This is a genomic window from Oceanicaulis sp. (assembly GCF_965249665.1).
Taxonomy (GTDB): Bacteria; Pseudomonadota; Alphaproteobacteria; order Caulobacterales; family Maricaulaceae; genus Oceanicaulis.
In genome coordinates this window covers 1,651,634-1,662,684 of the sequence record NZ_OZ252247.1, presented here as the reverse complement: position 1 = coordinate 1,662,684, position 11,051 = coordinate 1,651,634, and the positions used below count along the sequence as shown (strand labels likewise).

General features: G+C 62.2%; 11 protein-coding genes. 10 read left to right on the top strand and 1 reads right to left on the bottom strand.

The annotated features are described in order from the left end of the window. The first annotated feature begins 33 nt into the window (after nucleotides 1-33). The 4 genes from ACP154_RS07990 to ACP154_RS07975 all read left to right on the top strand — a co-directional run bounded on the left by ACP154_RS07990 (nucleotide 34) and on the right by ACP154_RS07975 (nucleotide 4,724). Nucleotides 34-666, top strand: coding sequence for a J domain-containing protein (locus ACP154_RS07990; RefSeq protein ID WP_107712480.1), 633 nt, complete (start codon nucleotides 34-36; stop codon nucleotides 664-666). Nucleotides 667-756: 90 nt separating this feature from the next. Beyond that, the gene (gene cobS / locus ACP154_RS07985) at nucleotides 757-1,746 is read left to right on the top strand and encodes a cobaltochelatase subunit CobS (RefSeq protein ID WP_107712478.1); all 990 of its coding nucleotides are present in this window, start codon (nucleotides 757-759) and stop codon (nucleotides 1,744-1,746) included. A 9-nt stretch (nucleotides 1,747-1,755) separates the two neighbouring features. Beyond that, entirely contained in the window at nucleotides 1,756-3,690 is a 1,935-nt protein-coding gene (cobT, locus tag ACP154_RS07980) for a cobaltochelatase subunit CobT (protein ID WP_421860109.1), read from the top strand. A 26-nt stretch (nucleotides 3,691-3,716) separates the two neighbouring features. Next, nucleotides 3,717-4,724: an esterase-like activity of phytase family protein gene (locus ACP154_RS07975; RefSeq protein ID WP_421860111.1), complete on the top strand. Its 1,008-nt coding sequence runs from the start codon at nucleotides 3,717-3,719 to the stop codon at nucleotides 4,722-4,724. Nucleotides 4,725-4,799: 75 nt separating this feature from the next. Here ACP154_RS07975 and rpmB read toward each other — a convergent pair whose 3' ends face one another. Next, on the bottom strand, nucleotides 4,800-5,087 hold the full coding sequence (gene rpmB, locus ACP154_RS07970; protein WP_022700315.1) for a 50S ribosomal protein L28: 288 nt from the start codon (nucleotides 5,085-5,087) through the stop codon (nucleotides 4,800-4,802). 203 nt (nucleotides 5,088-5,290) lie between these two features. On the opposite strand from rpmB, the gene ACP154_RS07965 reads away from it, so the two are divergent. From ACP154_RS07965 to ACP154_RS07940, 6 genes are all read left to right on the top strand, one after another. Beyond that, nucleotides 5,291-6,100: a DUF3108 domain-containing protein gene (locus ACP154_RS07965; RefSeq protein WP_421860114.1), complete on the top strand. Its 810-nt coding sequence runs from the start codon at nucleotides 5,291-5,293 to the stop codon at nucleotides 6,098-6,100. Between the two features lie 46 nt (nucleotides 6,101-6,146). Beyond that, complete coding sequence (locus tag ACP154_RS07960; protein ID WP_421860117.1) at nucleotides 6,147-8,987, top strand: helicase-related protein; 2,841 nt, start codon at nucleotides 6,147-6,149, stop codon at nucleotides 8,985-8,987. Further along, nucleotides 8,984-9,268: a S4 domain-containing protein gene (locus ACP154_RS07955; protein ID WP_107712473.1), complete on the top strand. Its 285-nt coding sequence runs from the start codon at nucleotides 8,984-8,986 to the stop codon at nucleotides 9,266-9,268. The genes ACP154_RS07960 and ACP154_RS07955 overlap by 4 nt, the downstream gene beginning before the upstream one ends. A gap of 24 nt (nucleotides 9,269-9,292) precedes the next feature. After that, nucleotides 9,293-9,727: a TerB family tellurite resistance protein gene (locus ACP154_RS07950; protein ID WP_421860121.1), complete on the top strand. Its 435-nt coding sequence runs from the start codon at nucleotides 9,293-9,295 to the stop codon at nucleotides 9,725-9,727. 70 nt (nucleotides 9,728-9,797) lie between these two features. Then, nucleotides 9,798-10,130: a ferredoxin FdxA gene (gene fdxA / locus ACP154_RS07945; RefSeq protein ID WP_107713655.1), complete on the top strand. Its 333-nt coding sequence runs from the start codon at nucleotides 9,798-9,800 to the stop codon at nucleotides 10,128-10,130. Between the two features lie 284 nt (nucleotides 10,131-10,414). Next, entirely contained in the window at nucleotides 10,415-10,933 is a 519-nt protein-coding gene (locus tag ACP154_RS07940) for a CarD family transcriptional regulator (protein ID WP_022700321.1), read from the top strand. The last annotated feature ends 118 nt before the right edge of the window (nucleotides 10,934-11,051 follow it).

Here is an 11,051-nt window from a genome sequence, read left to right as displayed (position 1 = left end):
TCCGTCAGGGCGGTGCGCCCCATACTTGGGGGCATGGACGGCTCATATAAATACCGACCCAAATTTAAAGACATCCGCATCAAGCCGCCCAAAACCGAGGCGCGGCAAGAGGATAAGGTGTGTGAGCACCCCCAGTGCCGCGCGAAAGCGACAGCACGCGCGCCCAAGAGCCCGGCCAACCGCACTGAGTTTTACTGGTTCTGCCAACAACACGCCGCCCAATACAACAAGGAATGGAATTTCTTTGAGGGCATGAGCGAGGATGCGGCCAAGGCCCATGCCGCCGCGGACATGTACGGCCATCGCCCCACCTGGGGATTTGCATCCGGCTCGAGCGCCCGCCGGGCCGCGCAGAACGCCAGCAAGGATTTCAAGGACGGCTTTGTTGATCCGTTCAACCTGTTTGGCGACGGCCCGCCCCCCGGGCAGGAACGCGCCCAGCGCGAAGCGGAAGACCCGAACGCCGGCATGGGGCGGCTTCAAAAACGCGCCCTCGACACCCTCAATCTCGACCCCAAGGCCAGCAAGTCCGTCATCCGCCGTCGTTACGCGGAGCTCGTGCGTCAATACCACCCGGACTCAAATGGCGGCGACCGCTCGATGGAAGAGCTGCTTCAGAAAGTGGTCGAGGCCTACCAGATCCTCAAAAGCAGCGGCATGGGCTGAGCCCGAGTGGCGACAGGGCTTGGACGCTCTATGTCTGGGGCTTATGGTTTGAACCACCCTGTCGCGCTGCAACAAAGAGCCCTTCCGCGTATGACCGACGATACCCTGATCAGCCTCACCCCCGACACCACTGCCGATTGTCAGGCCTTGTTTGGCTTCGATCCGGGATTTGAGGTCCCTGCCTTTTCCGCCCGCGATTCCCATGTGCCCGACATCGACGACACTTATGTGTTCGATCCGGCCACTACGCGGGCCATTCTGGCGGGCTTCGCCTTCAACCGCCGCGTCATGGTTCAGGGCTATCACGGCACCGGTAAATCCACGCATATCGAACAGGTCGCCGCGCGTTTGAACTGGCCGATGATCCGGGTCAATCTCGACAGCCATGTGAGCCGGATCGACATGGTGGGCAAGGACGCCATCGTTCTCAAAGACGGCCAGCAGATCACCGAGTTTCAAGAAGGCATTCTGCCCTGGGCCGTGCAGCGCCCGGTCGCCTTGCTCTTTGACGAGTACGACGCCGGCCGCCCCGATGTGATGTTCGTGATCCAGCGTGTTCTGGAAGCGTCGGGCGCGCTGACGCTGCTCGACCAGAACCGGGTGATCCGCCCCAATCCGAATTTCCGGCTGTTCGCGACCACCAACACGGTGGGCTTGGGGGATACGACGGGCCTCTATCACGGCACCCAGCAGATCAACCAGGGCCAGATGGACCGCTGGTCACTGGTTGCGACGCTCAATTATCTGCCCGCCGAGACCGAGCGCCAGATCGTCGCCGCCAAGCTGGGCGAGCTGGGCCAGACCGACGCTGGCGCCAAGATGATCGCCGATATGGTGACGGTCGCCGATCTCAGCCGCGAGGCGTTCATCAATGGGGATCTGTCCACCGTGATGAGCCCGCGCACCGTGCTGACCTGGGCGGAGAACACCCAGATCTTCGGCGACGCCGGCATCGCCTTCCGCCTGACCTTCTTGAACAAATGCGATGAGCTGGAACGCCCGATCGTGTCGGAATTCTATCAACGGGTGTTTGGCGAAGATCTGCCGGAAAGCGCCCTCGCCGCCGGTACTGCAGCCTAAAGGCTTTTCATGTCTGACGCTTCGCCTGCAGATCAGTTCCGGCGCGCGTTGTCCGCTGCGACACGCGCCATTTCTCACGACCGCGAACTGGACGTGAAGTTCGGCGGCGACGCCGCGGCGCTGTCCAGCGGCAAGGTCGTATTGCCCAATCCGCCCGACAAGCTGACCGCGGATGATGCGGCAAAGCTGCGCGGCAAGGCGGATGCGCTGGCGCTGCGCCTGCAGCTGCATAACGCGCGCTCGCATCAGACCGCCCTGCCGCCCGGCGCTCGGGCCCGGAAAATCTTTGACGCCGCCGAACAGGCCCGTGTGGAAGCTCTGGGCGCGCGCGCCATGCGCGGCGTAGCGGACAATCTGGACGCCGCGCTGGCCGATCGCTGCCGCCGGGAAGGCTGGAACCACGCCGAGGACCGGCAAACCGCGCCCCTGGCGGACGCCATCTCCATGCTGGTGCGCGAGCGGGTGACAGGCCGTCCGGCGCCCGACGACGCCAAGGGTCTGATGCAGGTCTGGCGCGAGGATCTGGAAAGCAGCGCCGGCGGCGCGCTGGATGCTCTGGCGGGCGCCGTAGAGGATCAAACCGCCTTTGCAGACGCTCTGCGCCAAGTGATCCGGGATCTCGATCTGACCGATGAGCTGGGCGAGCACGACCAGGACGAAGACGACACCGACGACAGCCAGGATGACGCCGGCGTCGAACAAGAGCCTGAAGCAGGCCAGGACGATACAGACAGCGATCCTGATCAGGGCGAGGATGAGGACGACGCTGCGGACGCCAAGGGCACGGCCGCGGACACCGACGACATTCATTTCGCCGAAGACAGCCAGACCCGCGTCGAGGCCGATGACGAGCCCAGCGAGTCCATGCAATCGGCGAAACCCAACTGGGTCAGCCCGCCGGGCGAAGATCCCAACGCCTATAAGGTGTTCACCGACAAGTTCGACGAGGTGATCCAGGCCTCTGACCTCTGCGATGCCACCGAACTCAACCGTCTGCGGCGCACCCTCGATCAGCATCTCAAAGGGCTGGAGAGCGCGGTTGGCCGCCTCGCCAATCGTTTGCAGCGCCGCCTGATGGCCCAGCAGCAACGCTCCTGGTCGTTCGACCTTGAAGAAGGCCTGCTCGATCCGGCTCGCCTGCCCCGCATCATCATGGACCCGATGATGCCCTTGAGCTTCAAGCAGGAAAAAGACACCGATTTCCGCGATACGGTCGTCACCTTGCTGCTCGATAATTCAGGCTCCATGCGCGGACGGCCGATCCTGGTGGCCGCCGCCTGCGCCGACATACTGGCGCGCACGCTGGAGCGGTGCGGCGTGAAGACCGAGATTCTGGGCTTCACCACCCGCGCCTGGAAAGGCGGGCGCTCGAAAGAAGAATGGCTCAGCCAGGGCAAACCGCCCAATCCGGGCCGACTCAATGATCTGCGCCACATCATCTACAAGGCCGCAGACGCCCCCTGGCGACGCGCGCGCCCTAATCTGGGGCTGATGCTGCGTGACGGCCTCCTGAAGGAAAACATCGACGGCGAAGCGCTGCTCTGGGCGCATAAACGCCTGATGGCGCGACCTGAACAGCGCCGCATCATGATGGTGATCTCAGACGGCGCGCCAGTGGATGACGGCACGCAGTCCGCGAATTCGCCCGCCTATCTGGAAAAGCATCTGCGCGAAGTCATCGCCATGATCGAGACCAAATCCGATGTCGAGCTGCTCGCCATTGGCATCGGTCATGACGTGACCCGCTATTACCGCAAAGCCGTGACCATCGTGGATGTGGAGCAACTCGCCGGCGTCATGACCGACCAGCTCGCAGGCCTGTTTGATGAGAAGCGCGAGCGCAAAACAGACAGCAAAATTCGCTCTAGAGGCGAAAACAAGGTGCGTCCGGCCGCCGGCTCGGCTATCAAACGGGCTGTGACCGGTACGCGCGCTCGACGCTAGGGGCGCGCCTTCTTCAGAGGCTCGCCATGATCCGTACGGCTCTCACCGCCGCCCTGTTCAGCCTGAGCGCCGCGTGCGGCGGACAGGCTCAGGACGAATCGCTCCCATCTGATGCAGGCTTGCCCGTCAGCGCTGAGCACGTGGTTCTGTTTCCCGATGACCCCGGCCGCATGCGTGTGGGCGATCTTCGCTATATGGGCGGCGTTGAACTCAGCAGCGAGGATGAACGGTTCGGCGGCTGGTCCGCCCTGCATCTGAACGGCGGGTCTGACGCGCTTGCGCTGATCATGCTGTCAGACCGCGGGGGCTTGGCCCAGGGGCGGCTGGCGCTGGACAACCAGTCTGCGCCCAGCTCCATTCAGCTTGATCAATTTGAAAGGCTGACGGACCCGGACGGAGCGCCGCTGGACGGCGCCGCGGCTGATGCGGAAGGCCTGGCGGTCCTCTCTGAAGACGTGCTGGCCATCAGCTTTGAACGCGACCACCGCGTGTGGAGCTATCCGCGCATGTCCCCGCTGATCGCAACGCCTCTGGCCTTGCCCCCTCGGACGCAAGGCATGGGAAACAATGCCGGCCTTGAAGGCCTGGCGGTGGACGATTCCCATTTATGGGCGAGCGTCGAATACCCGATCCGGGGCGAAGAGGCGCACACGCTCTGGCGCTATGACCGCGCGGACATGGACGCGGCCCCGACAGAATTCCAGCTGGCGCTGGATCCTGATTACGGGATTACCGCTCTTGAATCCGACAGCGTCGGCGGTCTGTACCTGTTGCAGCGTTTCTACCGGCGCGGCGTGGGCAACCGCATCCGCGTTCTGCACCTGACGGCGGATCAGATCGCGACTTCCGGCGAAGCGGCGCTGGAGCCTGCCTTGCTGGCAGAGCTGACCGAAGACATGACGGTGGATAATATTGAAGGTCTGGCGGTCGTCGAGATCAATGGCGAGACGCGCCTGTTTCTGATTTCGGACGACAATTTCAATGAGTCCCAGCGCACCCTGCTGCTGAGCTTCGCCATCGAACCGCGCGACTGAGCCGTTGATCAACACACACAGAAAAACGCCCGCCGTTTCCGGCGGGCGTTTTTCTCGCGTAAAGCTCAGAGCCGTTTAGGCGGCTGCAGCGGCTTTCTTCAGCTCGCGCTTGATTTTCAGCGCGGCGCCAGAGAGCTGCTCATCACGAGCTTTCAGCAGGAATTGGTCCAAACCACCAACATGGTCGACGCTGCGCAGAGCCTTGGCGGCGATACGCAGACGGAAAGACCGCCCGAGGGACTCAGACGCCAGCGTCACCTGACACAGGTTCGGCAGAAAGCGGCGCTTGGTCTTGTTGTTGGCGTGGGAAACGTTGTTGCCCGAAACCGGACCCGTCCCAGTAAGTTCGCAGCGGCGCGACATAGCTTCCACCTTGTTCCACAACAGTCGTAAAATCATATGCGACCGCTTACATGGAAAAACCAGGGTGCGGCGCGAGAGCGGGCGATGTACCGGTCTGGGCCGCCTGCGTCAAGGCGTAGGCGCACAGAACTTGGCGTTCATCTTGCAGCCAGATCACGTTAGATAGGATGCGAACTCGGCTGGGGCCGAAGGAATAGAGTAAAATGCTGACTGTGTCGAATTACGCCCGCCTCACTGTGGCGGCTCTGGCTATGACAAGCTGCCCGCTGGCCGCCAGCGCCCAGAGCGTTGAGCCGCCCCAGCAGATCTACGCCCAGTACTCAGGCTCGGTCCTGATCCTGAAAGTTGCTGACATCTCCTTGTCCGCCGCCTTTCAGGACGGCACCTATTCGGCGGCCGCAACGTTTGAAAGCGGCGGATTGCTGCGCTGGTTCGACGACACCAATATCGAAGCGACCACTTCGGGCTATCGCGCGACGGATTCTCTGAGTCCCTATCGCTATGAGCACATCAATCACGCCAGCAACAAAGGCCGCGTCGTCGGGATCAATTTTGATGACGGCGTCGCCATGCCCGACGTCCAGCCGCCCTTTGGCTCCATGGGCGAGCCGCCCGCCAACGCGGAAGAACGCGCAGGCGCGCTTGATCCCATTTCGACCCTGCTGGGATTGATGCTCTCCATACAGTCCGACGAGGACGAGATCTGCGAGGGCCGCCTGCCCGTCTTTGATGGCAAGGCGCGCTATGATCTGCGCTTCAATAATGCCGGACCCGACGATGTGCGCACCCGCGGCTGGAGCGGCGAGGCCATACGCTGCCAGGCCTATATCGAGCCGATCAGCGGTTATGACGCGGGCGACCGGCCAGACGAGCAAGAGACCAATCGACCGGTGACGATCTGGCTCGCGCCGATCGAAAGCGTTTATGTCCCGGTGCGGTTCCGCGCCCAGACGCGGATCGGCTCGATCAACATCACCGCAACCCAGCTCTATGCAGGCGACGCTTCGCAATAAGATCGATCCCACCTATCTGTAAGGCGAACCCACGCTGGAGAGCGTCATGTCACGCGCCCGCGCTGGCGATAGCCGTATCGCCGCGATCCTAGGCCCCACCAACACCGGCAAGACCCATCTGGCGCTTGAGCGCATGATGGCGCACAGCACCGGTGTGTTCGGCCTGCCGCTCAGGCTGCTGGCGCGTGAGCTTTATGACAAGGTCGTCAAGGCCAAGGGCTCCGCCGCCGTCGCCCTGATCACGGGCGAGGAAAAGATCGTGCCCCCGACCGCGCGATTCTTCTTGTGTACGGTCGAGGCGATGCCGCTGGACATGCGTCCGGCCTTCCTCGCCATCGATGAGATCCAGCTGGCCGCAGACCCCGAGCGCGGGCATATCTTTACGGACCGGCTGCTTCATGCGCGCGGCACGGCGGAGACCCTCTTTCTGGGCTCCACCACCATGCGGCCCATTCTGCGACATCTGATCCCGGACGCCGAGATTGAGGAACGTGAACGCTTTTCGGTGCTGACCTATGCCGGCGCCAAGAAGCTGACAAAGCTGCCCCGACGCTCCGCCATCGTCGCCTTCAGCTCTGAAGACGTCTATTCCATCGCCGAGCTGGTGCGCCGTCAGCGCGGCGGCGCGGCGGTCGTGATGGGCGCGCTCAGTCCGCGAACCCGCAACGCCCAGGTTGAGCTCTATCAGTCAGGCGAAGTGGATTTCCTGATCGCGACCGACGCGATCGGCATGGGGCTGAACATGGATGTGGACCATGTGGCCTTTGCGAGTTTCTCAAAATTCGATGGCCGCAAGCGCCGCCGTCTTTTCCCCCATGAGATCGGGCAGATCGCCGGACGCGCAGGCCGATTTCGCTCTGACGGCACGTTCGGTCAGACCGCCGACGCCCGGCCGCTTGATGTCGACATCATCGAGCGGGTAGAGAACCACACCTTCGAACCGGTCCGCAAACTGACCTGGCGCGACGGTCGGCTCGACCTGCGCAATCTGGATACATTGCGTCGCTCGCTCAACACGCCCTCCCCCGATCCTGTGCTGGAGCGTGTGCGCAATGCAGCCGATGAGCATGTGCTGGATCTGGTGTCGCGCGATAGCGATATTCGCCAGCGCGCCGCCGCTCGAGACGGGACCGCGCGCTTGTGGGATGTCTGCCGGACACCGGACTTTCGCAAATCCAGCCCGGAAGAACATGCCCGTCTGGTTTCAACACTTTACATGCATTTGACCAGCGCCAAGGGCTATTTGCCCGACAGCTGGCTGGACGCCCAGTTGACGCGACTGGCCAAGACCGCCGGAGACGTGGATGCGTTGGCGCAAAGACTGGCTTATGTCCGCACTTGGTCTTACGCCGCCCACCGGAAGGACTGGACAAAAGACCCTGAATATTGGACGAGCCGTACCCGAGAGGTTGAAGATCAGCTCTCGGACGCGCTTCATGAGCGCCTGACGGCCCGTTTCATCGACCGGCGCACCAGCGCGCTGATGAAAGGGCTGCGTGAGAAAACAGATTTGCAATCCGGGCTCAACAGCCTGGGCGAGGTCACTGTGGAGGGCCATTTCGTGGGACGATTGAACGGGCTGAGCTTTGAAGCCGACGCGGCAGGCGAGCCTTTGGCGCGCCGGGCTGTGGCGAACGCCGCCATGAAAGCCGTCCGGCCGGAAGTGAACCGGCTCCTGTCCCAGCTCTCCCAGGCTGACGATGCGGACCTGGCCCTGGGCGAAGATGGCCTTCTGAACTGGAAAGACGATCCGGTTGGACGCCTGAAGGCGGGCGGCGATCCGTTCACGCCGGGCGTTGATCTGATCGGTGGCGAGCTGGGATCCAGCGAATTGATCGCGCAGGCCGAAAAACGCCTGATGACATACGCCGCAGAACAAGCGCAGGCCCGGCTCGAACCGCTTCTGGACATGCGCAAAGCGCTCAAGGAAGAGGGGCGGCTGGACGGTCTGGCGCGCGGCGTCGCCTATCAGCTGGTGGAAAATTTCGGCGCCATGTCCCGCGCCAAGCTGGCGGATGAATTATCGGCCCTGTCCGTGCCCGAGCGCCAGTCCCTGCGGCGCGCCGGCGTCCGCATTGGCGAACATGCCGTCTTCATGCCCGCTTTGCTCAAGCCCGGCGCCGCGCGCCTGCTGTCCATGCTCAAGGCTGTGCATGAAGGCGATATCGAGCGGGCGGTCAATCCGCCGCCCGGCCTGACCAGCATTCCCAATGATCGCCGCTATACCCTGGCCGATTATGCGGCGGCGGGCTTTCAGCCCTGTGGTCCGCGTGCGGTGCGTCTGGACATGCTTGAGAGGCTGGCGGACCTGATCCGTGACCAGCGCTCTGAGAACAAGGAACGGCGGTTTGAACCCAATGCGCCCATGACGGCGCTGCTCGGCTGTTCCAATGAGGATTTGCGCGAGGTGCTCAAAGCCCTGGGTTATCGCCGGGTGCAGACCGCGACTGAAGAGCAACCCGAATTGTGGGCGGGCCGGTCGCGCGCCAGCACCCGTCCGGCGCAAGGCGGAAACAAGCCCCACGGCAAAGGCAAGGGCAAAGGTCCGCGCAAGGATGTGCGCGCCGCCAAGCCTGCACCAGCTGAGAATAAGCCGATCGACCCGGATTCGCCCTTCGCCGCGCTCGCCGCACTGGAGTTGGAGCCCCCGAAACCGGCCGCTCAGAAACGCCGCAAGCCGCGCAAGAAACCAAAGACGAAACCTGCCGAAACACCTGCAAGCGACGCTAAGGCTGAGGCTGGCGACGCACCCACACCTTCAACGACGACTGCGCAAGACAGTGAAAGCACCGCATCTGTTGCGCCCGCTGTGACTCGCGTCGAGGAGCCTCAAGCAGACACTCAGGCCGCATCAGACACGGCGGAGACACCACAAGAGCGTTCATGAGCGAACACGGCCCCGCCCAGCGTTGCGATGTCTGGCTGTTTCGGACGCGGCTCTTCAAATCGCGCGCCTTGGCGGGGCAGATGGTCGAGAAAGGCGCTGTCCGAATTGATCGCGGGGGAAAGGTGATGCGCCTGACCAAGCCCTCCAGCCCGGTCCGCGCGGGCGATCAATTGGTGGTCCGTCGCGGCGCAGCGCTTTTCCGGCTGGTCATCCTCGACTTGCCGGAACGGCGAGGCCCTGCAGTAGAAGCCGAGGCGTGCTACAGCCTTGCCACTGAGTAGCGCATAGACTTTTCTGGATGGATTATGTTTGAAACCCTGAAACGCCTGTTCACATCCACAGAACCCGCAACAGAGCGCGCTTTAACCCCTGAAGTGTGCACGGCGGCCCTCATGGTGGAGGCTGCCCTCTCAGACGGTGTGTACGCCGATGTGGAGGAAGCCGAGATCATCTGTGTGCTTCGCACCGGTTTTGACCTCGACGAAGCGCGCGCTGCGGCAGTGCTGAAAGAGGCCGAGGACCAGGCGGAATCCGCTGTCGACCATCACCGCTTCACCCGCGTGGTCAAACAACTGCCCCGCGACCAGAGACTGACCATTCTGACCGATCTCTGGCGGGTCGTCCTGGCGGATGGCGAGCGTGATGCGCACGAAGATGCGCTGATACGGCGCCTGGCGCCGCTGCTGGGCTTGTCAGACCGTGACCGTGCTGAAGCGCGTCAAGCGGCCTCGAGCCGTTGACAAACGCGCCAGCCGGGGCCATGTCCCCGCCAACTTATCGTCTCTTCCCTGTTCCGAGGCCGCCCGCGCGATGACCTATATCGTCACTGACGCCTGCATTCGCTGCAAATTCACCGACTGTGTCGAAGTCTGTCCTGTGGACTGCTTTTATGAAGGCGAGAACATGCTCGTCATTCATCCCGACGAGTGCATTGACTGCGGCGTTTGCGAGCCTGAATGTCCGGTTGAAGCCATCAAGCCGGACACCGAAGACGATGCAGACGGCAAGTGGCTGGCGTTGAACTCGAAATACGCCACTGTCTGGCCGAACATCACGGTGCGCAAAGACCCGCCCGCCGACTATAAAGAGTTCGAGACCATCACGAATAAGCTGGAGAAATACTTCTCCGAAAAGCCTGCTTAGAAATCTCTGAATTCATTCAAAATCTTAGCGATTGGTTAACTGCGTTCCGCACGCGGAATAGACTGAACTGCGCATCAAGTTGAGTTTTAGCAGTTTTTCTGTTACATTCCCTGTCTTCGGTAAGCGCACATGCGCGTATTCCGGGACAGCAACCGCCTTGATGTAACTGTATCATAGAAAGTCCGACCGCTGATCTTCCACTTAGATCAGATCGGGTTTTCGTGTGGTCTATTCTGACCTGAAAAGATGACCAGTTCGGCAGGCTTTGGACGAGAGGGCCTCGTATGACCAAAAAATCCGCCAACGATAATAAGACGTTCAAGAAAAGTGACTATGTGGTCTACCCAGCTCATGGCGTGGGCCGTGTGGTGGGCGTCGAAAAAGAAAGCGTCGCCGGATTTGATATCGAGGTCTATGTCGTCTCCTTCGAGCAAGACAAAATGACCCTGCGCGTGCCGACCGCCAAGGCGACCGACGCGGGGATGCGCCCTCTGGCCAGTGACGATGTCTTGCAGAACGCGCTCAAAACCCTGAAGGGCAAGCCCAAGGTCAAGCGCACCATGTGGAGCCGCCGCGCTCAAGAATATGAAGCCAAGATCAATTCCGGCGATCTGATCTCCATTGCGGAAGTCGTGCGCGACCTGCACCGCCAGGAAGACCAGCCCGAGCCGTCCTATTCCGAGCGCCAGCTTTATGAGTCTGCGCTGGACCGCATGGTCCGCGAAGTGGCCGCGGTTGAGAAAGTCGACCGTGAGGAAGCGCTTGAGCTTCTGACCACCACCTTGACCAAAAAAGCCGCCTGATACGCGCCTCGTCCCCTCAGGACGTCGACAGTTCAACGCCCCGCCAGAGCACTCTGGCGGGGCGTTTTTCGTTCGACCCCAGCAATTCGTGAACTATCACTTCAGAGCGTGATCCAGG

Coding starts and splice junctions, on each gene's coding strand:
- ACP154_RS07990 (WP_107712480.1), top strand. CDS start 34: ATGGACGGCTCATATAAATACCGACCCAAATTTAAAGACATCCGCATC.
- cobS (WP_107712478.1), top strand. CDS start 757: ATGACCGACGATACCCTGATCAGCCTCACCCCCGACACCACTGCCGAT.
- cobT (WP_421860109.1), top strand. CDS start 1,756: ATGTCTGACGCTTCGCCTGCAGATCAGTTCCGGCGCGCGTTGTCCGCT.
- ACP154_RS07975 (WP_421860111.1), top strand. CDS start 3,717: ATGATCCGTACGGCTCTCACCGCCGCCCTGTTCAGCCTGAGCGCCGCG.
- rpmB (WP_022700315.1), bottom strand. CDS start 5,087: ATGTCGCGCCGCTGCGAACTTACTGGGACGGGTCCGGTTTCGGGCAAC.
- ACP154_RS07965 (WP_421860114.1), top strand. CDS start 5,291: ATGCTGACTGTGTCGAATTACGCCCGCCTCACTGTGGCGGCTCTGGCT.
- ACP154_RS07960 (WP_421860117.1), top strand. CDS start 6,147: ATGTCACGCGCCCGCGCTGGCGATAGCCGTATCGCCGCGATCCTAGGC.
- ACP154_RS07955 (WP_107712473.1), top strand. CDS start 8,984: ATGAGCGAACACGGCCCCGCCCAGCGTTGCGATGTCTGGCTGTTTCGG.
- ACP154_RS07950 (WP_421860121.1), top strand. CDS start 9,293: ATGTTTGAAACCCTGAAACGCCTGTTCACATCCACAGAACCCGCAACA.
- fdxA (WP_107713655.1), top strand. CDS start 9,798: ATGACCTATATCGTCACTGACGCCTGCATTCGCTGCAAATTCACCGAC.
- ACP154_RS07940 (WP_022700321.1), top strand. CDS start 10,415: ATGACCAAAAAATCCGCCAACGATAATAAGACGTTCAAGAAAAGTGAC.